This window comes from Pseudomonas sp. J380 (genome assembly GCF_009827115.1).
Lineage (GTDB): Bacteria > Pseudomonadota > Gammaproteobacteria > Pseudomonadales > Pseudomonadaceae > Aquipseudomonas > Aquipseudomonas paracarnis.
In genome coordinates this window covers 4,843,758-4,866,877 of record NZ_CP043060.1, presented here as the reverse complement: position 1 = coordinate 4,866,877, position 23,120 = coordinate 4,843,758, and the positions used below count along the sequence as shown (strand labels likewise).

The 23,120-nt window shown below is 55.2% G+C and carries 28 protein-coding genes; all 28 read right to left on the bottom strand.

What is annotated here, in order from left to right:
• Window positions 1-3: 3 nt before the first annotated feature.
• A complete protein-coding gene (gene rpmD / locus FXO12_RS22190) occupies window positions 4-180 on the bottom strand; it encodes a 50S ribosomal protein L30 (protein WP_003176408.1) in 177 nt (58 codons plus the stop codon).
• A gap of 2 nt (window positions 181-182) precedes the next feature.
• Window positions 183-683, bottom strand: coding sequence for a 30S ribosomal protein S5 (rpsE, locus tag FXO12_RS22185; RefSeq protein WP_003176409.1), 501 nt, complete (start codon window positions 681-683; stop codon window positions 183-185).
• Between the two features lie 3 nt (window positions 684-686).
• Window positions 687-1,037: a 50S ribosomal protein L18 gene (gene rplR, locus FXO12_RS22180; RefSeq protein ID WP_003186037.1), complete on the bottom strand. Its 351-nt coding sequence runs from the start codon at window positions 1,035-1,037 to the stop codon at window positions 687-689.
• Window positions 1,038-1,047: 10 nt separating this feature from the next.
• A complete protein-coding gene (gene rplF / locus FXO12_RS22175) occupies window positions 1,048-1,581 on the bottom strand; it encodes a 50S ribosomal protein L6 (protein WP_003194640.1) in 534 nt (177 codons plus the stop codon).
• A 12-nt stretch (window positions 1,582-1,593) separates the two neighbouring features.
• Complete coding sequence (gene rpsH / locus FXO12_RS22170) at window positions 1,594-1,986, bottom strand: 30S ribosomal protein S8 (RefSeq protein ID WP_003176413.1); 393 nt, start codon at window positions 1,984-1,986, stop codon at window positions 1,594-1,596.
• A gap of 208 nt (window positions 1,987-2,194) precedes the next feature.
• Window positions 2,195-2,500, bottom strand: coding sequence for a 30S ribosomal protein S14 (gene rpsN / locus FXO12_RS22165; protein ID WP_003176414.1), 306 nt, complete (start codon window positions 2,498-2,500; stop codon window positions 2,195-2,197).
• Between the two features lie 13 nt (window positions 2,501-2,513).
• Window positions 2,514-3,053, bottom strand: coding sequence for a 50S ribosomal protein L5 (gene rplE / locus FXO12_RS22160; RefSeq protein WP_003194642.1), 540 nt, complete (start codon window positions 3,051-3,053; stop codon window positions 2,514-2,516).
• Between the two features lie 22 nt (window positions 3,054-3,075).
• Window positions 3,076-3,390 (bottom strand): 50S ribosomal protein L24, encoded by a 315-nt coding sequence (gene rplX / locus FXO12_RS22155; RefSeq protein WP_003176416.1) that lies wholly within the window; start codon window positions 3,388-3,390, stop codon window positions 3,076-3,078.
• Between the two features lie 11 nt (window positions 3,391-3,401).
• Window positions 3,402-3,770: a 50S ribosomal protein L14 gene (rplN, locus tag FXO12_RS22150; protein WP_002555479.1), complete on the bottom strand. Its 369-nt coding sequence runs from the start codon at window positions 3,768-3,770 to the stop codon at window positions 3,402-3,404.
• A 23-nt stretch (window positions 3,771-3,793) separates the two neighbouring features.
• Window positions 3,794-4,060 (bottom strand): 30S ribosomal protein S17, encoded by a 267-nt coding sequence (rpsQ, locus tag FXO12_RS22145; RefSeq protein WP_003194644.1) that lies wholly within the window; start codon window positions 4,058-4,060, stop codon window positions 3,794-3,796.
• A 2-nt stretch (window positions 4,061-4,062) separates the two neighbouring features.
• Window positions 4,063-4,254 carry a 50S ribosomal protein L29 gene (gene rpmC, locus FXO12_RS22140; protein ID WP_002555481.1) on the bottom strand — a complete coding sequence of 64 codons (192 nt, stop codon included), beginning with the start codon at window positions 4,252-4,254 and terminating at the stop codon, window positions 4,063-4,065.
• The gene (gene rplP / locus FXO12_RS22135) at window positions 4,254-4,667 is read right to left on the bottom strand and encodes a 50S ribosomal protein L16 (protein WP_003176421.1); all 414 of its coding nucleotides are present in this window, start codon (window positions 4,665-4,667) and stop codon (window positions 4,254-4,256) included. The genes rpmC and rplP overlap by 1 nt, the downstream gene beginning before the upstream one ends.
• Before the next feature lie 12 nt (window positions 4,668-4,679).
• Window positions 4,680-5,366, bottom strand: coding sequence for a 30S ribosomal protein S3 (gene rpsC / locus FXO12_RS22130; RefSeq protein WP_003176422.1), 687 nt, complete (start codon window positions 5,364-5,366; stop codon window positions 4,680-4,682).
• Window positions 5,367-5,379: 13 nt separating this feature from the next.
• Entirely contained in the window at window positions 5,380-5,712 is a 333-nt protein-coding gene (gene rplV / locus FXO12_RS22125; protein WP_003103908.1) for a 50S ribosomal protein L22, read from the bottom strand.
• A gap of 11 nt (window positions 5,713-5,723) precedes the next feature.
• On the bottom strand, window positions 5,724-5,999 hold the full coding sequence (gene rpsS / locus FXO12_RS22120; RefSeq protein ID WP_002555486.1) for a 30S ribosomal protein S19: 276 nt from the start codon (window positions 5,997-5,999) through the stop codon (window positions 5,724-5,726).
• 16 nt (window positions 6,000-6,015) lie between these two features.
• On the bottom strand, window positions 6,016-6,840 hold the full coding sequence (gene rplB / locus FXO12_RS22115) for a 50S ribosomal protein L2 (RefSeq protein ID WP_003186055.1): 825 nt from the start codon (window positions 6,838-6,840) through the stop codon (window positions 6,016-6,018).
• Between the two features lie 14 nt (window positions 6,841-6,854).
• Window positions 6,855-7,154, bottom strand: a complete 300-nt coding sequence (gene rplW / locus FXO12_RS22110; RefSeq protein WP_002555488.1) for a 50S ribosomal protein L23 — start codon at window positions 7,152-7,154, stop codon at window positions 6,855-6,857.
• Complete coding sequence (gene rplD / locus FXO12_RS22105; protein WP_003176424.1) at window positions 7,151-7,753, bottom strand: 50S ribosomal protein L4; 603 nt, start codon at window positions 7,751-7,753, stop codon at window positions 7,151-7,153. The genes rplW and rplD overlap by 4 nt, the downstream gene beginning before the upstream one ends.
• Before the next feature lie 12 nt (window positions 7,754-7,765).
• Entirely contained in the window at window positions 7,766-8,401 is a 636-nt protein-coding gene (gene rplC, locus FXO12_RS22100) for a 50S ribosomal protein L3 (RefSeq protein ID WP_003194649.1), read from the bottom strand.
• Between the two features lie 81 nt (window positions 8,402-8,482).
• Window positions 8,483-8,794 (bottom strand): 30S ribosomal protein S10, encoded by a 312-nt coding sequence (rpsJ, locus tag FXO12_RS22095; RefSeq protein ID WP_003186070.1) that lies wholly within the window; start codon window positions 8,792-8,794, stop codon window positions 8,483-8,485.
• Between the two features lie 158 nt (window positions 8,795-8,952).
• Window positions 8,953-10,146: an elongation factor Tu gene (gene tuf / locus FXO12_RS22090; protein ID WP_005791980.1), complete on the bottom strand. Its 1,194-nt coding sequence runs from the start codon at window positions 10,144-10,146 to the stop codon at window positions 8,953-8,955.
• Between the two features lie 30 nt (window positions 10,147-10,176).
• Window positions 10,177-12,282 carry an elongation factor G gene (gene fusA, locus FXO12_RS22085; protein ID WP_003194651.1) on the bottom strand — a complete coding sequence of 702 codons (2,106 nt, stop codon included), beginning with the start codon at window positions 12,280-12,282 and terminating at the stop codon, window positions 10,177-10,179.
• Window positions 12,283-12,312: 30 nt separating this feature from the next.
• Window positions 12,313-12,783, bottom strand: coding sequence for a 30S ribosomal protein S7 (gene rpsG, locus FXO12_RS22080; RefSeq protein ID WP_002555493.1), 471 nt, complete (start codon window positions 12,781-12,783; stop codon window positions 12,313-12,315).
• Between the two features lie 118 nt (window positions 12,784-12,901).
• A complete protein-coding gene (gene rpsL / locus FXO12_RS22075) occupies window positions 12,902-13,273 on the bottom strand; it encodes a 30S ribosomal protein S12 (protein ID WP_002555494.1) in 372 nt (123 codons plus the stop codon).
• Between the two features lie 216 nt (window positions 13,274-13,489).
• Window positions 13,490-17,689, bottom strand: coding sequence for a DNA-directed RNA polymerase subunit beta' (gene rpoC / locus FXO12_RS22070; protein WP_003194653.1), 4,200 nt, complete (start codon window positions 17,687-17,689; stop codon window positions 13,490-13,492).
• Window positions 17,690-17,753: 64 nt separating this feature from the next.
• A complete protein-coding gene (gene rpoB / locus FXO12_RS22065) occupies window positions 17,754-21,827 on the bottom strand; it encodes a DNA-directed RNA polymerase subunit beta (RefSeq protein WP_010206926.1) in 4,074 nt (1,357 codons plus the stop codon).
• A gap of 219 nt (window positions 21,828-22,046) precedes the next feature.
• A complete protein-coding gene (gene rplL, locus FXO12_RS22060) occupies window positions 22,047-22,412 on the bottom strand; it encodes a 50S ribosomal protein L7/L12 (protein WP_020302454.1) in 366 nt (121 codons plus the stop codon).
• 78 nt (window positions 22,413-22,490) lie between these two features.
• On the bottom strand, window positions 22,491-22,991 hold the full coding sequence (rplJ, locus tag FXO12_RS22055; protein ID WP_003232405.1) for a 50S ribosomal protein L10: 501 nt from the start codon (window positions 22,989-22,991) through the stop codon (window positions 22,491-22,493).
• Window positions 22,992-23,120 lie beyond the last annotated feature (129 nt).

Genomic DNA, 23,120 nt, shown 5'->3' with positions numbered 1-23,120 from the left:
CGATTAACCCTCTACACGCAGCATGTAGTAAGCCTTGTTGATCATCCCGCGATTCTCGGGAGTATCCTGGACTTCTACAGTGTGACCGATGCGACGCAGACCCAAACCTTTAACGCACAATTTGTGGTTAGGGATGCGGCCGGTCATGCTTTTGATCAGCGTTACTTTAACGGTAGCCATGATCAGAAGATCTCCTTGACAGTCAGGCCACGCTTGGCAGCGATGGACTCAGGAGATTGCATAGCCTTCAGACCCTTGAAAGTGGCGTGAACCACGTTTACCGGGTTAGTCGAGCCGTAGCACTTGGCCAGAACGTTCTGAACGCCAGCAACTTCGAGGACAGCACGCATAGCGCCGCCAGCGATGATACCGGTACCTTCAGAAGCAGGCTGCATGTACACCTTCGAAGCGCCGTGAGCGGACTTCATTGCGTACTGCAGAGTGGTGCCGTTCAGATCAACTTGGATCATGTTGCGACGAGCAGCTTCCATTGCCTTCTGGATCGCAGCAGGCACTTCACGTGACTTGCCACGGCCGAAGCCAACACGCCCTTTACCATCACCCACCACGGTCAACGCGGTGAAAGTGAAGATACGGCCGCCTTTAACGGTTTTGGCTACGCGGTTAACTTGAACCAGCTTCTCAATGTAGCCTTCGTCGCGCTTTTGGTCGTTATTTGACATAACTTAGAACTCCAGCCCAGCTTCACGAGCAGCATCAGCCAGCGCTTTCACGCGGCCATGGTACTTGAAGCCAGAGCGGTCGAAAGCCACTTGCGAGACGCCAGCGGCCTTAGCACGCGTAGCGACCAGCTGGCCAACCTTTGTGGCCGCGTCGATGTTGCCAGTGGCACCATCACGCAGTTCTTTATCCAAAGTCGAGGCGCTTGCCAGGACTTTGTTGCCGTCGGCCGAGATGACCTGGGCGTAGATGTGCTGCGACGAGCGGAACACGCAGAGACGCACGACTTCGAGTTCGTGCATTTTCAGGCGTGCTTTGCGAGCGCGACGCAGTCGAGTAACTTTTTTGTCGGTCATTTGCTATGCCCTACTTCTTCTTGGCTTCTTTACGACGGACGACTTCGTCCGCGTAGCGCACACCTTTGCCTTTGTACGGCTCTGGTGGACGGAAGTCGCGGATCTCAGCGGCCACTTGACCTACCAGCTGCTTGTCGATGCCCTTGATCAGGATATCGGTCTGGCTAGGAGTCTCAGCAGTGATGCCCGCTGGCAGTTCGTAATCCACTGGGTGCGAGAAGCCAAGGGCAAGGTTCAAAACCGTGCCTTTTGCTTGCGCTTTGTAACCAACACCGACCAGCTGGAGCTTACGCTCGAAGCCTTGGCTTACGCCTTGGACCATGTTGTTTACCAACGCACGCGTGGTACCGGCCATTGCGCGAGTTTGTTGATCGCCATTGCGAGCAGCGAAACGCAGCTCACCAGCTTCTTCAACGATCTCAACGGACGAATGGATGTTCAGTTCAAGAGTACCCTTGGCACCCTTCACCGAAAGCTGTTGGCCTGCGAATTTGACTTCGACACCGGCTGGCAGCTTAACGGGGTTCTTAGCGACGCGAGACATGCTTATCCCCCCTTAGAACACAGTGCAAAGAACTTCGCCGCCGACACCGGCAGCGCGCGCAGCACGATCCGTCATCACACCTTTGTTGGTGGAGACGATAGACACGCCCAGACCGCCACGAACTTTCGGCAGATCTTCAGCGGACTTGTACTGACGCAGGCCTGGACGGCTAACGCGCTTCACTTCCTCGATGACCGAACGGCCTTCGAAGTACTTCAGCTCGATGGACAGCAGTGGTTTGATTTCGCTGCTGATCTGATAACCCGCAATGTAGCCTTCGTCTTTCAGGACTTTGGCAACAGCTACCTTCAACTTGGAAGATGGCATGCTTACGACGGACTTTTCAGCCATCTGGGCATTACGGATACGAGTTAGCATGTCCGCTAACGGGTCCTGCATACTCATGGGCTAGACGCTCCTAATACAAAAAAATTAGCCTTGCGGCTACATATGTCGCCGAGAATCTCCGAGCACAAAAAACACGGGCTCAGGCGAGCCGCGTATTTTAGACATACTCCAGAAATGAAACAAGCCCCAAAAGGGGCTTGATCCAGATTCAAGGTCACCGGCGGTCAGTATCTTGCGATTCCGACCACCTGGACGTTGAAAGTACTTACCAGCTGGCTTTAACCAGACCTGGTACGTCACCACGCATTGCCGCTTCACGCAGTTTGTTACGGCCGAGGCCGAACTTGCGGTAAACGCCGTGTGGACGACCGGTCAGGCGGCAGCGGTTACGCATGCGCGAAGCGCTTGCGTCACGTGGCTGCTTCTGCAGAGCAACTGTAGCTTCCCAACGCGCTTCTGGACTTGCGTTCAGATCAACGATGATTGCTTTCAGTGCTGCACGCTTCTTGGCGTACTTGGCAACCGTGAGCTGACGCTTCAGCTCGCGGTTTTTCATGCTCATCTTGGCCATGGTCCTACTCCAATCAGTTGCGGAACGGGAATTTGAACGCACGCAGCAGAGCGCGGCCTTCATCATCGTTCTTGGCAGTGGTGGTCAGGGTGATGTCCAGACCGCGGAGAGCATCGATCTTGTCGTAGTCGATTTCCGGGAAGATGATCTGCTCTTTAACGCCCATGCTGTAGTTACCACGACCATCGAAGGACTTGGCATTCAGGCCGCGGAAGTCGCGGACCCGAGGCAGGGAGATCGACAGCAGACGATCCAGGAATTCGTACATACGCTCACGGCGCAGAGTCACTTTGACGCCGATCGGCCAACCTTCACGGACTTTAAAGCCAGCGATGGATTTCCGAGCGTAAGTCACAACGACTTTTTGACCGGTGATCTTTTCCAGGTCAGCAACAGCGTGCTCGATGACTTTTTTGTCGCCGATCGCTTCGCCCAGACCCATGTTCAGGGTGATTTTGGTGACGCGCGGAACTTCCATCACGTTCCCGAGCTTAAGTTCTTCCTTAAGCTTAGGGGCGATTTCCTTCCGGTAAATCTCTTGTAGTCGTGCCATGGTCTAATCTACCTAGCAGTGTTCAAGCATCAACCGCTTTTTGGGTCGACTTGAAGACACGAATTTTCTTACCGTCTTCTACTTTGAAACCAACGCGGTCAGCCTTGTTGGTTTCGCCGTTGAAGATGGCGACGTTAGAAGCATCCAGCGGAGCTTCTTTCTCGACGATACCGCCCTGCACGCCCGACATCGGGTTAGGCTTGGTATGACGCTTGACCAGGTTCAGACCACCGATAACCAGACGGTTATTAGCGAGAACCTTAAGCACCTTACCGCGCTTACCTTTGTCTTTGCCGGCGATCACGATGATCTCGTCGTCACGACGAATCTTTTGCATGTCGGATCTCCTTACAGCACTTCTGGGGCGAGCGAGACGATCTTCATGAACTTCTCAGTACGAAGTTCACGGGTCACTGGCCCAAAGATACGGGTGCCGATCGGCTCTTGCTTGTTGTTCAGAAGAACAGCAGCGTTGCCATCAAAGCGGATAATGGAGCCATCAGCACGACGTACGCCGTGACGAGTGCGGACTACAACAGCAGTCATCACTTGGCCTTTTTTCACCTTACCGCGAGGAATTGCTTCCTTCACGGTAACTTTGATGATGTCACCGATACCAGCGTAACGACGATGGGAGCCACCCAGCACCTTGATGCACATAACACGGCGAGCGCCGCTGTTATCGGCCACATCGAGCATGGATTGAGTCTGAATCATATAATTTCTCCGACCCCTAGTCCTTAGACTTCCACAGCGCGTTCGAGAACATCAACCAGTGCCCAAGACTTGGTCTTGGCCATCGGACGAGTTTCACGAATAGTGACTTTGTCGCCGATGTGGCACTGATTGGTTTCGTCGTGCGCGTGCAGCTTAGTCGAACGCTTAACATATTTACCGTAGATCGGGTGCTTAACGCGACGCTCGATCAAAACGGTGATGGTTTTGTCCATCTTGTCGCTGACAACACGGCCAGTCAGCGTACGGACAGTCTTTTCGGCTTCAGCCATGATCACTTACCTGCCTGCTGGTTGAGCACAGTCTTCACGCGAGCGATGTCACGCTTAACTTGCGAGAGCAGATGAGACTGCCCCAACTGGCCAGTTGCTTTCTGCATACGCAGATTGAACTGGTCGCGCAGCAGGCCGAGCAGTTGCTCGTTCAGCTGCTGTGCGGATTTTTCACGAAGTTCATTCGCTTTCATCACATCACCGTCCGTTTAACAAAGGAGGTGGCGAGCGGCAGCTTTGCAGCAGCCAGGGCGAAAGCCTCACGCGCCAGCTCTTCAGAAACACCCTCGATTTCATACAGGACTTTGCCTGGCTGAATCTGGGCTACCCAGTACTCCACGTTACCCTTACCTTTACCCATCCGAACCTCGAGAGGTTTTTTGGAGATCGGCTTGTCCGGGAATACACGGATCCAGATCTTGCCGCCACGTTTTACGTGACGGGTCAGAGCACGACGCGCTGACTCGATCTGACGAGCGGTGAGACGACCACGAGCTACAGACTTCAGCGCGAACTCGCCGAAGCTGACTTTGCTACCGCGCTGAGCCAGACCACGGTTGTGGCCTGTCATCTGCTTGCGGAACTTCGTACGCTTAGGTTGCAACATTTGGCGTACCCCTTACTTAGCAGCTTTTTTACGAGGCGCTGGTGCTTGTGGTTTCAGTTCTTCTTGGCGACCACCAATTACTTCGCCTTTGAAGATCCAAACCTTTACACCGATCACACCGTAAGTGGTGTGAGCTTCGTAGTTGGCATAGTCGATGTCGGCACGCAGGGTGTGCAGTGGCACACGACCTTCGCGATACCATTCAGTACGTGCGATTTCAGCACCGCCGAGACGACCGCTCACTTGGATTTTGATGCCTTTGGCACCAATGCGCATGGCGTTCTGTACGGCGCGCTTCATAGCGCGACGGAACATTACGCGACGCTCCAGCTGCTGAGCTACGCTCTGCGCAACCAGCATACCGTCGAGCTCCGGCTTGCGGATCTCTTCGATATTGATGTGCACAGGCACACCCATTTGCTTGGTCAGGTCCTGACGCAGTTTCTCAACATCTTCACCTTTCTTCCCGATAACGATACCTGGACGAGCGGTGTGGATGGTGATACGTGCAGTTTGGGCCGGACGATGGATATCGATACGGCTTACGGACGCGCTTTTTAGTTTGTCTTGGAGATACTCACGCACCTTCAGATCAGCGAACAAATAGTCCGCATAAGTCCGACCGTCTGCGTACCAGACGGAGGTGTGCTCCTTGACGATTCCCAGGCGAATGCCAATGGGATGTACTTTCTGACCCATCTCTTCGACTCCGTTACTTGTCAGCAACCTTGACAGTGATATGGCAAGACCGCTTGACGATGCGATCAGCACGGCCTTTGGCACGTGGCATGATGCGCTTCAGCGAACGCCCTTCGTTGACGAAAACGGTGCTGACCTTCAGGTCATCAACGTCTGCGCCTTCGTTATGCTCGGCGTTGGCTACGGCCGACTCCAGCACTTTCTTCATGATCTCGGCGGCTTTCTTACTGCTGAAAGCCAACAGGTTGAGCGCTTCGCCCACCTTCTTCCCGCGGATCTGGTCGGCGACCAAGCGGGCTTTCTGGGCGGAGATTCGAGCGCCCGACAACTTAGCGGCTACTTCCATTTCCTAACCCCTTAACGCTTGGCTTTCTTGTCTGCCACGTGCCCACGATAAGTGCGGGTACCGGCAAACTCGCCCAGTTTGTGGCCGACCATGTCTTCGTTAACGAGAACTGGGACGTGTTGACGACCGTTGTGTACTGCGATGGTCAGACCGACCATTTGTGGCAGGATCATCGAACGACGCGACCAGGTCTTAACTGGTTTGCGATCGTTCTTTTCCGCCGCCACTTCGATCTTCTTCAGTAGGTGAAGATCAATAAAAGGACCTTTTTTCAGAGAACGTGGCACTGTCGTATCCCTCTATTTACTTGCGACGACGGACGATCATTTTGTCGGTACGCTTATTACCACGAGTCTTCGCGCCCTTAGTCGGGAAGCCCCATGGCGATACCGGATGACGACCACCAGAGGTACGACCTTCACCACCACCGTGTGGGTGGTCAACCGGGTTCATGGCAACACCACGAACGGTTGGGCGAACGCCACGCCAGCGTTTGGCACCAGCTTTACCCAACGAACGCAGGCTGTGCTCGGAGTTCGAGACTTCGCCCAGGGTCGCACGGCATTCAGCCAGTACTTTACGCATCTCACCAGAACGCAGACGCAGGGTCACGTAGACACCTTCACGAGCGATCAACTGAGCCGAAGCACCAGCGGAACGAGCGATCTGTGCGCCTTTACCTGGCTTCAATTCGATGCCGTGTACGGTGCTACCAACTGGAATGTTACGCAGTTGCAGAGCGTTGCCCGGCTTGATCGGTGCCAGAGCACCTGCGATCAGCTGGTCGCCAGCACTCACGCCTTTAGGGGCGATGATGTAGCGACGCTCGCCATCTGCGTACAGCAGCAGAGCGATGTGAGCAGTACGGTTTGGATCGTATTCGATACGCTCGACAGTGGCAGCGATGCCATCTTTGTCGTTGCGACGGAAGTCGACCAGACGATAATGCTGCTTATGGCCACCACCGATGTGACGAGTGGTAATACGACCATTGTTGTTACGACCACCAGACTTCGATTTTTTCTCGAGCAGCGGTGCGTGAGGAGCGCCTTTATGCAGCTCCTGGTTGACCACCTTGACCACAAAACGGCGGCCAGGGGAAGTCGGTTTGCATTTAACGATTGCCATGATGCACCCCTTCCTTACTCAGCACTGCTGCTGAAATCGAGATCTTGGCCTGGCTGAAGGGAGATAACCGCCTTCTTCCAGTCATTACGCTTGCCCAGACCGCGAGCAGTGCGCTTGCTCTTACCCAGAACATTCAGGGTAGTAACACGCTCTACTTTCACGCTGAACAGGCTTTCGACGGCCTTCTTGATTTCCAGCTTGGTTGCGTCAGTTGCAACCTTGAAAACGAACTGGCCTTTCTTGTCAGCCAGAACCGTAGCCTTTTCGGAAACGTGCGGGCCAAGCAGAACTTTAAATACGCGTTCCTGGTTCATCCCAGCAGCTCCTCGAATTTCTTCACGGCCGACACGGTGATCAACACCTTGTCGTATGCGATCAGACTAACTGGATCGGAACCTTGCACGTCACGTACATCAACGTGTGGCAGGTTGCGAGCAGCCAGGTACAGGTTCTGATCAACAGCTTCGGACACGATCAAAACGTCGGTCAGGCTCATGTTGTTCAGTTTGCCCAACAGATCTTTGGTTTTTGGACTTTCAACAGCGAAGTCCTGAACCACGACCAGACGATCAGTACGCACGAGTTCAGCAAGGATGGAGCGCAGTGCTGCGCGGTACATCTTCTTGTTGAGCTTCTGAGAGTGATCCTGTGGACGAGCTGCGAAAGTGGTACCGCCGCCACGCCAGATTGGGCTACGGATAGTACCGGCACGAGCACGGCCAGTGCCTTTCTGACGCCAAGGGCGCTTACCGCCACCACGTACGTCGGAACGGGTCTTTTGCTGCTTGCTACCTTGACGGCCGCCGGCCATGTAGGCCACGACTGCTTGGTGAACGAGCGTCTCGTTGAATTCGCCGCCAAATGTCAGTTCGGAAACTTCGATCGCTTGAGCGTCATTTACATTTAATTGCATGTCAGCTTCCCCTTAACCGCGAGCCTTGGCCGCTGGACGTACAACCAGGTTGCCGCCAGTAGCGCCAGGAACAGCACCCTTGACCAACAACAGATTGCGTTCAGCGTCGACGCGCACTACTTCGAGGGACTGCACGGTCACGCGCTCAGCGCCCATATGACCGGACATTTTTTTGCCCTTGAATACACGACCAGGAGTCTGGCACTGGCCAATAGAGCCCGGGACGCGGTGGGAAACGGAGTTACCGTGAGTGTTGTCTTGACCACGGAAATTCCAACGCTTGATCGTACCCTGGAAGCCTTTACCCTTGGACTGACCGGTTACATCAACCAGTTGACCAGCGGCGAAGATTTCAGCGTTGATCAGATCGCCAGCCTGGTAGTCGCCGTCTTCAAGACGGAACTCCATGACAGTACGACCAGCTGCAACGTTTGCTTTAGCGAAGTGACCTGCTTGAGCAGCAGTCACGCGCGAAGCACGACGCTCGCCGACAGTGACTTGCACTGCACGATAGCCATCGGTTTCTTCAGTTTTGAACTGGGTGACGCGATTCGGTTCGATCTCAATGACCGTGACCGGAATGGAGACACCTTCTTCGGTGAAAATACGGGTCATACCGCATTTACGACCGACTACACCAATAGTCATGTTGTAAACCTCATGAGTGTACGGGGCTTTCACCCGCTATGGCCGCCCATTTCAGAGCGTTACACGACTAAGACCCAAGTCTTAGCCGAGGCTGATCTGTACTTCCACACCGGCCGCCAGATCGAGCTTCATAAGTGCATCAACGGTTTTATCCGTTGGCTGGACGATGTCCAGTACGCGCTTATGAGTACGGATCTCGTACTGGTCACGCGCGTCTTTGTTGACGTGCGGGGAGACCAGAACGGTGAACCGCTCTTTACGGGTAGGCAGTGGAATTGGACCACGCACTTGAGCACCAGTACGTTTCGCGGTTTCCACGATTTCCTGGGTGGATTGGTCGATCAGGCGATGGTCAAAAGCCTTCAACCTGATACGGATTTGCTGATTTTGCATTGGATTTCAGACTCCGGCTGCTATTCCCACCGGGCGCAATACGCCCGTTAAAAGGAGGCGCAATTCTATAGACGCCCTAGATAGGTGTCAACCCAATAAAAAAGGCCCCCGCTAAGCGGGGGCCTTTTCAAAACATCAGAGCTCACTCAAAAGAGAGATTACTCGATGATTTTAGCTACAACGCCAGCACCAACGGTACGGCCGCCTTCACGGATAGCGAAGCGCAGACCGTCTTCCATTGCGATGGTTTTGATCAGGGTAACAGTCATTTGAATGTTATCGCCTGGCATTACCATTTCAACGCCTTCTGGCAATTCGCAGTTACCGGTCACGTCAGTAGTACGGAAGTAGAACTGTGGACGGTAGCCTTTGAAGAACGGAGTATGACGGCCGCCTTCTTCTTTGCTCAGAACGTAAACTTCTGCGGTGAACTTGGTGTGCGGCTTGACCGAACCCGGCTTAACCAGAACCTGGCCACGCTCAACGTCGTCACGCTTGGTACCACGCAGCAGAACGCCGCAGTTCTCGCCAGCACGACCTTCGTCGAGCAGTTTGCGGAACATTTCAACACCGGTGCAGGTGGTGACAGTAGTGTCACGCAGACCAACGATTTCCAGTGGATCCTGAACGCGAACGATACCGCGCTCGATACGACCAGTCACAACAGTACCGCGACCGGAGATCGAGAATACGTCTTCGATTGGCATCAGGAACGGCTTGTCGGTCAGACGAACTGGTTCTGGGATGTAGCTGTCCAGAGTTTCAACCAGTTTACGAACGGCAGTGGTGCCCATTTCGTTTTCGTCGTTGCCTTCCAGAGCCATACGAGCAGAACCGATGATGATCGGAGTGTCGTCGCCCGGGAAGTCGTAAGTGCTCAGCAGATCGCGCACTTCCATCTCAACCAGTTCCAGCAGCTCAGCGTCGTCTACCAGGTCAGCCTTGTTCAGGAAAACCACGATGTAAGGAACGCCAACCTGGCGGGACAGCAGGATGTGCTCACGGGTTTGTGGCATCGGACCATCAGCGGCCGAGCAAACCAGGATAGCGCCGTCCATCTGGGCAGCACCAGTGATCATGTTCTTCACGTAGTCAGCGTGACCTGGGCAGTCAACGTGAGCGTAGTGACGAATAGTCGAGTTGTACTCAACGTGCGCGGTGTTGATGGTGATACCACGAGCTTTTTCTTCTGGTGCGCTGTCGATCTTGTCGAAGTCAACACGAGCCGAACCGAAAACTTCGGAGCAGACGCGAGTCAGAGCAGCGGTCAGAGTGGTTTTACCGTGGTCAACGTGGCCGATGGTGCCAACGTTTACGTGCGGTAGGGAACGATCAAATTTTTCTTTAGCCACGACAATTAACTCCTTGCCTAAAGGACTGAATCAGCCTTGTTTTTTGGATACAGTTTCAGCGATGTGCGCCGGAGCTGTGTTGTATTTTTTGAATTCCATAGAGTAGCTTGCGCGACCCTGGGACATGGAACGAACGTCGGTCGCATAACCGAACATCTCGCCCAACGGAACCTCGGCGCGAATCACTTTGCCGGAAACCGTGTCTTCCATACCCAAGATCATGCCGCGACGACGGTTAAGGTCGCCCATGACATCACCCATATAGTCTTCAGGTGTAACAACTTCTACCGCCATGATTGGCTCAAGCAACTCACCACCGCCCTTCTGGGCCAGTTGCTTGGTTGCCATGGAAGCAGCCACCTTAAACGCCATCTCGTTGGAGTCGACGTCGTGGTAAGAACCGTCAAAAACGGTTGCTTTCAGGCCGATCAGCGGATAGCCGGCAACAACACCGTTCTTCATCTGCTCTTCGATACCCTTCTGGATAGCAGGGATGTATTCCTTAGGAACAACACCACCTACTACTTCGTTCACGAATTGCAGACCTTCCTGACCTTCGTCAGCAGGAGCAAAACGGATCCAGCAGTGACCGAACTGACCACGACCGCCGGACTGACGAACGAACTTGCCTTCGATTTCACAGTTCTTCGTGATGCGCTCACGATAGGAAACCTGAGGCTTACCGATGTTGGCTTCGACGTTGAACTCACGGCGCATCCGGTCAACCAGGATGTCCAGGTGCAGCTCGCCCATGCCGGAGATGATCGTTTGACCAGTCTCTTCATCAGTCTTGACGCGGAAAGATGGATCTTCCTGAGCAAGCTTGCCCAGAGCGATACCCATTTTTTCCTGGTCATCCTTGGTCTTAGGCTCTACGGCAACCGAAATAACCGGCTCCGGGAAGTCCATGCGAACCAGGATGATTGGCTTGGCAGCGTCGCACAAAGTCTCACCAGTGGTGACGTCCTTCATGCCGATCAGGGCCGCGATGTCACCAGCGCGTACTTCCTTGATCTCTTCACGGGCGTTTGCGTGCATTTGCACCATACGACCCACGCGCTCTTTCTTGCCTTTAACCGAGTTGATCACGCCGTCGCCGGAGGCCAACACGCCCGAGTAAACGCGAACGAAGGTCAAAGTACCCACGAATGGGTCGGTAGCGATCTTGAACGCCAGAGCCGAGAACGGCTCGTTGTCATCGGCGTGACGCTCCATTTCTTCTTCCTCGTTATCAGGGTTGGAACCCTTGATAGCAGGAATGTCGGTTGGAGCAGGCAGGTAGTCGATAACGGCGTCGAGAACCAGGGGAACACCCTTGTTCTTGAACGAGGAACCGCAAACAGCCAAGACGATCTCACCAGCGATAGTACGCTGACGCAGAGCGGCCTTGATTTCCACGTTGGTGAGCTCTTCACCTTCGAGGTATTTGTTCATCAGCTCTTCGCTGGCTTCGGCAGCAGCCTCAACCATGTTGTTGCGCCACTCGTCAGCCAGTTCCTGAAGTTCTTCAGGGATAGGCTTACGAACAGGAACCATACCCTTGTCGGAATCATTCCAGTAAACAGCTTCCATGTTGATCAGATCGATCTGACCCTGGAAGTTGTCTTCGGAACCGATAGCCAACTGGATAGGCACCGGAGTGTGACCCAGACGCTGCTTGATCTGACCGATCACGCGCAGGAAGTTGGCACCAGCACGGTCCATCTTGTTTACATAAACAAGACGTGGAACACCGTACTTGTTGGCTTGACGCCATACGGTTTCCGACTGAGGCTCAACACCCGAGGTGCCGCAGAACACAACGACAGCGCCGTCGAGTACGCGCAGGGAACGTTCAACTTCAATGGTGAAGTCTACGTGGCCCGGGGTATCGATTACGTTGAAGCGATGCTCGTCTTTGTACTGCTTCTCGGAACCTTTCCAGAAGGCGGTAATAGCAGCAGAAGTAATGGTAATACCACGCTCCTGCTCCTGAACCATCCAGTCTGTGGTCGCGGCGCCGTCATGCACCTCGCCCATTTTGTGACTTTTGCCGGTGTAAAACAGTACGCGCTCGGTGGTGGTGGTTTTACCAGCATCCACGTGAGCGACGATACCGATGTTACGGTAGCGGCTAATCGGAGTAGTACGAGCCATAAAGCCCTCGCAAAATTAGTGAAGCTAAAATTAGAAGCGGTAGTGCGAGAAAGCTTTGTTGGCTTCAGCCATACGGTGCACGTCTTCACGCTTCTTAACAGCAGCACCTTTACCTTCAGCAGCGTCCAACAGTTCGCCGGCCAAACGCAGAGCCATAGACTTCTCGCCGCGCTTACGGGCGAAGTCTACCAACCAGCGCATTGCCAGAGCGTTACGACGGGACGGGCGAACTTCAACCGGAACCTGGTAAGTAGCACCGCCTACACGGCGCGACTTCACTTCGACCAGCGGAGCGATGGCGTCGAGAGCTTTCTCGAAGATTTCCAGGGGGTCGCTGTTCTTGCGTTCTTTAACCTTTTCCAGCGCGCCATAAACGATACGCTCGGCAACGGCTTTCTTGCCGCTTTCCATCACGTGGTTCATGAACTTGGCCAGGATTTGGCTTCCGTATTTTGGATCGTCAAGCACTTCGCGCTTGGCTGCTACGCGTCTTCTTGGCATGGATAAGCCCTCAAACGGTCTTCAGGTTCGCTCGGAATCGGTGCCCTTTCGGGACGCCTCCGACCTTACTCTTATCGACTCAGAAAATAAGATGATTCAGGTTTACAAAAAGCCGCTACTACTTAGGCTTCTTGGTACCGTACTTCGAACGACCCTGGTTACGACCTTTAACGCCGGAAGTATCCAAGGAACCGCGTACGGTGTGATAACGAACACCTGGCAAGTCTTTTACACGACCGCCGCGGATCAGTACCACGCTGTGCTCTTGCAGGTTGTGGCCTTCACCGCCGATGTACGAGGAAACCTCGAAACCGTTGGTCAGACGCACACGGCATACTTTACGCAGTGCCGAGTTAGGTTTTTTCGGCGTGGTGGTATACACACGGGTGCATACGCCACGACGTTGCGGGCAGTTCTGCAGCGCAGGTACGTCGGATTTCTCGACGATACGCTTACGCGGCTGACGTACCAGCTGGTTGATAGTTGCCATCTACTAGCTCCACTGTTGTCTTGCGACGCTATTGTCTTGCAAGAAAAGCAAAATGGCAGGAACGAATTCCCGCCAAATTTAGGGGTACAAGAGTCTAAAGAGGATCTTGTCCCCAGTCAAGGCAAGGCCCCGACCTCCCCTCGCGTCGAACCGGGGCAAAAATGCCTCGATCCGACGAACGGGAGTGCCAGGGCCCAGACTCATCTATCGCAGAACTCAGTTACCGCTTGAGTTCAGCGCTTCGGTCAGTGCAGCTTCCACTTCACTGGCGCTTACGCGCAGCGGCTTGTCAGCATCACGGCGACGCTTACGCTCGCTGTGGTAAGCCAAACCGGTACCTGCCGGGATCAGACGACCCACGACTACGTTTTCTTTCAGGCCGCGCAGGTAATCGCGCTTGCCGGTTACCGCTGCTTCGGTCAGTACGCGAGTGGTCTCCTGGAAGGAGGCCGCCGAGATGAACGACTCAGTGGACAACGACGCCTTGGTGATACCCAGCAGCACGCGAGTGAACTTGGAGACAAACTTCTCTTCGTTCGCCAGGCGCTCGTTTTCTACCAGTACGTGAGTCAGTTCCATCTGGTCGCCCTTGATGAAACTGGAATCGCCGGATTCAGCGATTTCAACTTTACGCAGCATCTGACGCAGGATGGTCTCGATGTGCTTGTCGTTGATCTTCACGCCTTGCAGACGGTAAACGTCCTGGATCTCGTTAACGATGTACTTGGCCAGCGCACTCACACCCAGCAGACGCAGGATGTCGTGTGGATCGCTCGGACCGTCGGAGATAACTTCGCCGCGGTTTACCTGTTCGCCTTCGAACACGTTCAGGTGACGCCACTTCGGAATCAGCTCTTCATACGGATCGCTACCGTCGTTCGGGGTAATAACCAGACGGCGCTTGCCTTTGGTTTCTTTACCGAACGCGATGGTGCCGCTGACTTCAGCCAGAATCGACGCTTCTTTCGGACGACGAGCTTCGAACAAGTCGGCAACACGCGGCAGACCACCGGTGATGTCACGGGTCTTCGAAGTTTCTTGCGGGATACGCGCGATAACATCACCGATCGCGATCTTCGCACCATCCGCTACACCGACCAGGGCGTTGGCTGGCAGGAAGTACTGAGCGATTACGTCAGTGCCTGGCAGCAACAGATCCTTGCCGTTGTCATCGACCATCTTCACGGCAGGACGGATGTCCTTACCAGCAGCTGGACGATCTTTGGCGTCGAGTACTTCAATGTTGGTCATACCGGTCAATTCGTCAGTCTGACGCTTGATCGTGATGCCTTCTTCCATGCCCACGTAGGTCACGGTACCTTTCATTTCGGTAACGATTGGGTGAGTGTGCGGATCCCACTTGGCCACGATTGCGCCAGCGTCGACCTTGTCACCTTCTTTAACCGAAATCACAGCACCGTACGGCAGCTTGTAACGCTCACGCTCACGACCGTAGTCATCAGCGATGGCCAGCTCACCGGAACGGGACACAGCAACCAGGTGACCATCCACTCGCTCAACGTGCTTGAGGTTATGCAGACGGACGGTACCGCCATTCTTCACCTGAACGCTGTCAGCTGCGGAGGTCCGGCTTGCCGCACCACCGATGTGGAACGTACGCATGGTCAGCTGGGTACCCGGCTCACCGATGGACTGGGCAGCGATAACGCCGACCGCTTCACCGATGTTCACCTGGTGACCACGAGCCAAGTCACGGCCATAGCACTTGGCGCAGATGCCGTAGCGGGTTTCGCAGCTGATCGGCGAGCGAACGATCACTTCGTCGATGCTGTTGAGTTCGATGAACTCGACCCACTTCTCGTCAACCAGGGTGCCGGCAGGAACGATAACTTCCTCGGTACCTGGCTTGAACACGTCACGGGCAATAACACGACCCAATACGCGCTCACCCAGCGGCTCTACAACGTCACCGCCTTCAATGTGCGGCGTCATCAGCAGGCCGTGCTCGGTGCCGCAATCGATCTCGGTTACAACCAGATCTTGTGCAACGTCTACCAGACGACGAGTCAGGTAACCGGAGTTAGCGGTTTTCAACGCGGTATCCGCAAGACCCTTACGAGCACCGTGAGTGGAGATGAAGTACTGAAGTACGCTCAAACCTTCACGGAAGTTCGCAGTGATCGGCGTTTCGATGATGGAACCGTCCGGCTTGGCCATCAGGCCACGCATACCGGCGAGCTGACGGATCTGCGCAGCAGAACCCCGTGCGCCCGAGTCGGCCATCATGTACATCGAGTTGAAGGACTCTTGGTCAACTTCGTCGCCGTGACGGTCGATGACTTTCTCTTTCGAGAGGTTGGCCATCATCGCCTTGGACACTTCGTCGTTGGCCTTGGACCAAAGGTCGATCACCTTGTTGTACTTCTCGCCCTGGGTTACCAGGCCGGAGGCGTACTGGCTCTCGATCTCTTTCACTTCGTCAGTGGCAGCACTGATGATGCGGGCTTTTTCATCCGGGATAACGAAGTCGTTAACGCCGATGGAAACGCCGGAGATAGTCGAGTAAGCGAAACCTGTGTACATCAACTGGTCAGCGAAGATAACGGTCTCTTTCAAACCAACCACGCGGTAGCACTGGTTGATCAGCTTGGAGATCGCCTTTTTCTTCATCGGCAGGTTGACGACGTCGTACGACAGACCTTTTGGCACAACCTGATACAACAGCGCACGGCCGACAGTAGTGTCGACGATACGGGTGTTGCTCACGCTGCCGCCGTCACGGTCGTTGACGGTTTCGTGGATCCGCACCTTGACCTTGGCGTGCAGTGCGGCTTCGCCAGCACGGAACACACGGTCAACTTCTTGCAGGTCAGCGAACACACGACCTTCGCCTTTGGCGTTGATCGCCTCACGAGTCATGTAGTACAGACCCAATACAACGTCCTGCGACGGAACGATGATTGGCTCACCGTTGGCTGGCGACAGGATGTTGTTGGTCGACATCATCAACGCACGCGCTTCCAACTGGGCTTCCAGTGTCAGCGGTACGTGCACGGCCATTTGGTCGCCGTCGAAGTCGGCGTTGTACGCAGCACAGACCAGAGGGTGCAGCTGGATAGCCTTACCTTCGATCAGTACAGGTTCAAACGCCTGGATACCCAGACGGTGAAGGGTCGGTGCACGGTTGAGGAGAACCGGGTGTTCGCGGATCACTTCAGCGAGAACGTCCCAAACCTCTGGCAGTTCGCGCTCGACCATTTTCTTGGCCGCTTTGATGGTGGTCGCAAGACCGCGCATTTCCAGCTTGCCGAAGATGAACGGCTTGAACAGCTCGAGTGCCATCTTCTTAGGCAGACCGCACTGGTGCAGGCGCAGGGTCGGGCCTACGGTAATTACCGAACGACCGGAGTAGTCAACACGCTTACCGAGCAAGTTCTGACGGAAACGGCCTTGCTTACCCTTGATCATGTCAGCCAAGGATTTCAGAGGACGCTTGTTGGAACCGGTGATAGCGCGGCCACGACGACCGTTGTCGAGCAGGGCATCGACCGCTTCTTGCAACATACGCTTTTCGTTGCGCACGATGATGTCCGGAGCGGACAGATCAAGCAGGCGCTTCAAGCGGTTGTTACGGTTGATCACGCGGCGGTACAGGTCGTTGAGGTCGGACGTCGCGAAACGACCACCGTCCAACGGTACCAGCGGACGCAGGTCTGGCGGCAGAACCGGCAGAACGGTCAGCACCATCCACTCTGGCAAGTTGCCGGAACCCTGGAAGGCTTCCATCAACTTCAGACGCTTGGACAGTTTCTTGATCTTGGTTTCGGAGTTGGTTTGCGGAATCTCTTCGCGCAGACGACCAATCTCGTGCTCCAGGTCGATAGCGTGCAGCAGTTCGCGGACAGCTTCGGCGCCCATGCGGGCATCGAAATCGTCGCCGAACTCTTCCAGCGCTTCGAAGTACTGCTCGTCGTTCAGCAGCTGACCTTTTTCAAGGGTGGTCATGCCTGGGTCGATAACGACATAGCTCTCGAAGTAGAGAACACGTTCGATATCACGCAGGGTCATGTCCATCAGCAAGCCGATACGGGACGGCAGCGATTTCAGGAACCAGATGTGGGCAACCGGCGAAGCCAGTTCGATGTGCGCCATGCGCTCACGACGAACCTTGGCCAGTGCGACTTCAACGCCACACTTCTCACAGATCACACCCCGGTGCTTCAAGCGCTTGTACTTACCGCACAGGCACTCGTAATCCTTTACCGGGCCAAAGATCTTGGCGCAGAACAGGCCGTCACGCTCAGGTTTGAACGTACGGTAGTTGATGGTTTCCGGCTTTTTAACTTCACCGAACGACCACGAACGGATCATCTCAGGCGATGCCAATCCAATACGGATGGCGTCGAACTCTTCGACTTGACCCTGGTTTTTCAGCAAATTCAGTAGGTCTTTCAAGGCCTTTCCTCCTGGCGGAGCAGAGAGCGGGCTAAACAGCCCCGCTCTCGATTCGCGTCACGTGTTATTCGGTTTCCAGATCGATATCGATGCCGAGGGAACGAATTTCTTTGATCAACACGTTGAAGGACTCGGGCATGCCCGGCTCCATACGGTGATCGCCGTCCACGATGTTTTTGTACATCTTGGTACGACCGTTCACATCGTCCGACTTCACTGTGAGCATTTCTTGCAGAGTGTATGCAGCACCGTATGCTTCCAGTGCCCAGACCTCCATCTCCCCGAAACGCTGACCACCGAACTGAGCCTTACCACCCAGCGGCTGCTGGGTAACCAGGCTGTACGAACCGGTAGAACGAGCGTGCATCTTGTCGTCTACCAAGTGGTTCAGCTTCAGCATGTACATGTAGCCAACAGTAACCGGGCGCTCGAACTTGTTGCCGGTACGGCCGTCGAACAGCTGCATCTGGCCGCTTTCTGGCAGGTCTGCCAGTTTCAGCATGGCCTTGATTTCGCTTTCCTTGGCACCGTCGAACACCGGGGTAGCCATTGGAACGCCGCCGCGCAGGTTCTTCGCCAGATCCAGGATTTCCTGGTCGGAGAAGGTGTCCAGCTCTTCGTTGCGACCGCCGATCTCGTTGTAGATCTCGTGCAGGAACTTACGCAGGTCTGCGACTTTGCGCTGCTCTTCGATCATGCGGTTGATCTTCTCGCCCAGACCTTTGGCCGCGAGGCCCAGGTGGGTTTCAAGGATCTGACCAACGTTCATACGCGAAGGTACGCCCAACGGGTTGAGGACGACGTCGACCGGGGTGCCATTGGCATCGTGCGGCATGTCTTCAACCGGCATGATCACAGAGACCACACCCTTGTTACCGTGACGACCGGCCATCTTGTCGCCCGGTTGGATGCGGCGACGGATTGCCAGGTAAACCTTGACGATTTTCAGCACGCCTGGAGCCAGGTCATCGCCCTGCTGCAGTTTGCGCTTCTTGTCTTCGAACTTGTCGTCCAGCAGACGGCGGCGATCAACGATATAGGCCTGGGCCTTCTCGAGCTGCTCGTTCAGAGCATCTTCAGCCATGCGCAGTTTGAACCACTGCCCGTGCTCAAGACCGTCGAGGATTTCGTCGGTGATGTCCTGACCTTTCTTCAGGCCTGCGCCGCCTTCAGCCTTGTGGCCTACCAGAGCGGAACGCAGACGTTCGAAGGTCGCGCCTTCAACGATACGGAACTCTTCGTTCAGGTCCTTGCGGATCTCGTCGAGCTGAGTCTTCTCGATGGACAGTGCACGAGCATCACGCTCAACGCCGTCACGGGTGAAGACCTGTACGTCGATGACCGTACCCTTGGTACCGGTAGGTACACGCAGGGAGGTGTCTTTAACGTCGCTGGCTTTTTCACCGAAGATGGCGCGCAGCAGCTTCTCTTCCGGCGTCAGTTGGGTCTCGCCTTTCGGAGTGACCTTACCGACCAGGATGTCGCCAGCGCCAACTTCAGCACCAACATAAACGATACCGGCTTCGTCCAGCTTGTTCAGTGCAGCTTCACCCACGTTCGGGATGTCTGCAGTGATTTCCTCAGGCCCAAGCTTGGTATCACGCGCCACACAGGTCAGTTCCTGGATGTGGATCGTGGTGAAGCGGTCTTCTTGAACCACACGCTCGGACAGGCAGATGGAGTCTTCGAAGTTGAAGCCGTTCCATGCCATGAACGCGATGCGCATGTTCTGGCCGAGAGCCAGTTCACCCATGTCGGTGGACGGGCCGTCGGCCATGATGTCGCTACGCTGAACGCGATCACCCTTGCTCACCAGCGGACGCTGGTTGATGCAGGTGTTCTGGTTCGAGCGGGTGTATTTGGTCAGGTTGTAGATGTCGACACCGGCTTCGCCAGTTTCTACTTCGTCATCGGCAACACGAACCACGATACGGCTGGCATCAACGGAGTCGATCACGCCGCCACGACGAGCCACGACGCAAACGCCGGAGTCACGTGCTACGTTGCGCTCCATGCCGGTACCTACCAGCGGCTTGTCAGCACGCAGGGTCGGTACAGCTTGACGCTGCATGTTGGAACCCATCAACGCACGGTTGGCGTCATCGTGTTCCAGGAACGGGATCAGCGACGCTGCAACCGAAACTACCTGCTTCGGAGAAACGTCCATCAAGGTGACGTCTTCCGGCGCCTTGACGGTGAACTCGTTCAAGTGACGAACAGCTACCAGCTCGTCGACCAGGACTTTCTTGTCGTTCATCGTGGCCGAAGCCTGAGCGATCACGTGATCAGCTTCTTCGATGGCGGACAGGAATACGATCTCGTCGGTGACCAGGGCGTCTTTCACCACACGGTATGGGCTTTCGAGGAAGCCGTACTGGTTGGTGCGCGCATAGGCAGCCAGGGAGTTGATCAGACCGATGTTCGGACCTTCCGGCGTTTCGATCGGGCATACACGACCGTAATGCGTCGGGTGTACGTCACGGACTTCAAAGCCAGCACGCTCACGGGTCAGACCGCCCGGGCCCAGTGCAGAAACACGGCGCTTGTGGGTGATCTCGGAGAGCGGGTTGTTCTGGTCCATGAACTGCGAAAGCTGGCTGGAACCGAAGAACTCTTTCACCGCCGCAGCCACTGGCTTGGCGTTGATCAGGTCTTGCGGCATCAGGCCTTCGCTTTCAGCCATCGACAGACGCTCTTTGACCGCACGCTCAACACGCACCAGGCCAACGCGGAACTGGTTCTCGGCCATTTCGCCTACGCAGCGAACACGACGGTTACCCAGGTGGTCGATGTCATCGACGATGCCTTTGCCGTTACGGATGTCGACCAAAGTCTTCAATACCGCGACGATGTCTTCCTTGCACAGCACGCCCGAACCTTCGATCTCGGTACGACCGATACGACGGTTGAACTTCATCCGGCCGACCGCAGACAGGTCATAACGCTCAGGGCTGAAGAACAGGTTGTTGAACAGGGTTTCGGCAGCGTCTTTGGTTGGCGGCTCACCAGGACGCATCATGCGATAGATTTCGACCAGCGCTTCCAATTGGTTGCTGGTGGAGTCGATCTTCAGTGTGTCGGAGATGAACGGACCGCAGTCGATATCGTTGGTGTACAGGGTCTCGATGCGAACAACCTGGGCCTTGGCGATTTTGGCCAGGATCTCGGTGTTCAGCTCGGTGTTGCACTCAGCCAGGATTTCGCCTGTAGCCGGGTGAACGATGACCTTGGCGGTAGTGCGACCCAGAACGTAGTCCAGAGGCACTTCCAGCTCTTTGATACCGGCTTTTTCGATCTGGTTGATGTGGCGCGCAGTGATACGACGGCCAGCCTCAACGATGACCTTGCCTTTTTCATCCTGGATGTCCAGGACGGCAATTTCACCACGCAGACGCGAAGCGATCAGCTCCAGCTTGAGGGTTTCATCCTTCAGGCTGAATACGTTGGTGGTATAAAAAGCGTCCAGCACTTGCTCAGTGGTATAGCCGAGTGCGCGCAGCAGTACCGAGGCCGGCAGCTTGCGACGACGGTCGATACGTACGAACACGCAGTCTTTCGGGTCGAACTCGAAGTCCAACCACGAACCGCGGTACGGAATGATCCGCGCGGAGTACAGGAGTTTGCCGGAGCTGTGCGTCTTGCCGCGGTCGTGGTCGAAGAACACGCCCGGGGAACGGTGCAGCTGGGAAACGATTACACGCTCGGTACCGTTGATTACGAAGGTACCGTTCTCGGTCATCAATGGGATTTCGCCCATGTAGACTTCTTGCTCTTTGATGTCCTTGATCGCTTTGTTCGACGATTCTTTGTCGAAAATGATCAAACGGACTTTTACCCGCAAAGGTACGGCGTACGTAACGCCACGTAACACGCATTCTTTGACATCAAATGCCGGTTCGCCCAGGCGATAACCGACGTACTCCAGCGCAGCATTGCCGGAGTAGCTGATGATCGGGAAAACGGATTTGAAGGCCGCATGCAGGCCCACGTCGCGGAACTGATCTTTGGTCGCTCCCGCCTGCAAGAATTCACGATACGAATCCAGCTGGATAGCCAGAAGGTACGGGACATCCATGACGTCCGGCAACTTGCTAAAGTCCTTGCGGATACGTTTTTTCTCAGTATATGAGTAAGCCATCAGCGTTCCCCAGCTTGGTCACCTGCTTGTTTGGCCCCTCCGACGGGAGCAGCCAGAAAATCTTGCAAACCCCATGGTTTGCACCACCGCTTCGGGTGGCTACAGCGCGTTAATGGCGGCGACCGAGTCGACAGCCAAGAACGGAAAAAGGCCGGTGGCAAGAGCCACCAGCCATCAGCCTTCAGCTTAACGCTTGGGCTGGAGACGCAAGGTCGATGCTTACTTCAGCTCGACTTTAGCGCCTGCTTCTTCCAGAGTAGCTTTGGCTTTGTCAGCTGCGTCTTTAGTAACAGCTTCCAGAACCATGGCAGGAGCGCCGTCAACTACAGCCTTGGCTTCTTTCAGGCCCAGACCGGTCAGTTCACGTACTGCCTTGATCACGTTTACTTTCTTCTCGCCAGCTTCGGTCAGCATGACGTTGAATTCGGTTTGCTCTTCAACAACGGCAGCAGCAGCAGCTGGACCGGCGGAAGCAGCGGCAGCGGAAACGCCGAATTTTTCTTCGAAAGCTTTGATCAGCTCAACAACCTGCAGAACCGACATTTCAGCTACGGCGTTGAGGATATCGTCTTGGGAGATAGACATTGCTGTATTTCCTGAATTGGGGGACGGCCTACGCGGCCATCGAAATAAACAAAAATACGCGAGAGAGGTTGCTCAGCCTTAGGCTGCGGCAGCTTCTTTTTGCTCGCGAACTGCAGCCAGAGTACGAGCCAGCTTGCTGGTAGCGCCTTGAATCACGCTCATCAGCTGCGAAATGGCTTCGTCGCGGGTCGGCAGTGTTGCCAGTACGTCGATTTGGTTAGCTGCGAGGAACTTGCCCTCGAACGCAGCTGCCTTGATCTCGAACTTATCCTGACTCTTGGCGAATTCCTTGAACAAACGGGCAGCAGCGCCTGGATGATCTTTAGAGAACGCGATCAGAGTCGGGCCAGTGAACACGTCGTTGAGAACACTGTATTCAGTGTCAGCAACGGCGCGCTTGAGCAGGGTGTTACGTACAACACGTACGTATACGCCAGCTTCACGAGCCTCTTTACGGAGTCCGGTCATAGCGCCTACTGTCACACCACGGGCATCAGCCACGACAGCGGACAGAGCAGCTTTGGCAGCCTCGTTGACTTCAGCGACGATGGCCTTCTTGTCTTCGAGATTAATTGCCACGGGTTTAACTCCTGCTTGTTACCGTTTCATCTGGCCTAGGCCTGATGTCGTTTTGGTGTCTGATTCGGTAAGGAACCGGGAGCACCATCTGCGTAGGCTTGTTGGTTTAAGACTTGCGTCGCCTACGGT

Excerpts from the sequence above, each read along its gene's own strand:
- rpmD (WP_003176408.1), bottom strand. The coding sequence starts at position 180 with ATGGCTACCGTTAAAGTAACGCTGATCAAAAGCATGACCGGCCGCATC.
- rpsE (WP_003176409.1), bottom strand. The coding sequence starts at position 683 with ATGTCAAATAACGACCAAAAGCGCGACGAAGGCTACATTGAGAAGCTG.
- rplR (WP_003186037.1), bottom strand. The coding sequence starts at position 1,037 with ATGACCGACAAAAAAGTTACTCGACTGCGTCGCGCTCGCAAAGCACGC.
- rplF (WP_003194640.1), bottom strand. The coding sequence starts at position 1,581 with ATGTCTCGCGTCGCTAAGAACCCCGTTAAGCTGCCAGCCGGTGTCGAA.
- rpsH (WP_003176413.1), bottom strand. The coding sequence starts at position 1,986 with ATGAGTATGCAGGACCCGTTAGCGGACATGCTAACTCGTATCCGTAAT.
- rpsN (WP_003176414.1), bottom strand. The coding sequence starts at position 2,500 with ATGGCCAAGATGAGCATGAAAAACCGCGAGCTGAAGCGTCAGCTCACG.
- rplE (WP_003194642.1), bottom strand. The coding sequence starts at position 3,053 with ATGGCACGACTACAAGAGATTTACCGGAAGGAAATCGCCCCTAAGCTT.
- rplX (WP_003176416.1), bottom strand. The coding sequence starts at position 3,390 with ATGCAAAAGATTCGTCGTGACGACGAGATCATCGTGATCGCCGGCAAA.
- rplN (WP_002555479.1), bottom strand. The coding sequence starts at position 3,770 with ATGATTCAGACTCAATCCATGCTCGATGTGGCCGATAACAGCGGCGCT.
- rpsQ (WP_003194644.1), bottom strand. The coding sequence starts at position 4,060 with ATGGCTGAAGCCGAAAAGACTGTCCGTACGCTGACTGGCCGTGTTGTC.
- rpmC (WP_002555481.1), bottom strand. The coding sequence starts at position 4,254 with ATGAAAGCGAATGAACTTCGTGAAAAATCCGCACAGCAGCTGAACGAG.
- rplP (WP_003176421.1), bottom strand. The coding sequence starts at position 4,667 with ATGTTGCAACCTAAGCGTACGAAGTTCCGCAAGCAGATGACAGGCCAC.
- rpsC (WP_003176422.1), bottom strand. The coding sequence starts at position 5,366 with ATGGGTCAGAAAGTACATCCCATTGGCATTCGCCTGGGAATCGTCAAG.
- rplV (WP_003103908.1), bottom strand. The coding sequence starts at position 5,712 with ATGGAAGTAGCCGCTAAGTTGTCGGGCGCTCGAATCTCCGCCCAGAAA.
- rplB (WP_003186055.1), bottom strand. The coding sequence starts at position 6,840 with ATGGCAATCGTTAAATGCAAACCGACTTCCCCTGGCCGCCGTTTTGTG.
- rplW (WP_002555488.1), bottom strand. The coding sequence starts at position 7,154 with ATGAACCAGGAACGCGTATTTAAAGTTCTGCTTGGCCCGCACGTTTCC.
- rplD (WP_003176424.1), bottom strand. The coding sequence starts at position 7,753 with ATGCAATTAAATGTAAATGACGCTCAAGCGATCGAAGTTTCCGAACTG.
- rplC (WP_003194649.1), bottom strand. The coding sequence starts at position 8,401 with ATGACTATTGGTGTAGTCGGTCGTAAATGCGGTATGACCCGTATTTTC.
- rpsJ (WP_003186070.1), bottom strand. The coding sequence starts at position 8,794 with ATGCAAAATCAGCAAATCCGTATCAGGTTGAAGGCTTTTGACCATCGC.
- fusA (WP_003194651.1), bottom strand. The coding sequence starts at position 12,282 with ATGGCTCGTACTACTCCGATTAGCCGCTACCGTAACATCGGTATCGTC.
- rpsG (WP_002555493.1), bottom strand. The coding sequence starts at position 12,783 with ATGCCAAGAAGACGCGTAGCAGCCAAGCGCGAAGTGCTTGACGATCCA.
- rpsL (WP_002555494.1), bottom strand. The coding sequence starts at position 13,273 with ATGGCAACTATCAACCAGCTGGTACGTCAGCCGCGTAAGCGTATCGTC.
- rpoB (WP_010206926.1), bottom strand. The coding sequence starts at position 21,827 with ATGGCTTACTCATATACTGAGAAAAAACGTATCCGCAAGGACTTTAGC.
- rplL (WP_020302454.1), bottom strand. The coding sequence starts at position 22,412 with ATGTCTATCTCCCAAGACGATATCCTCAACGCCGTAGCTGAAATGTCG.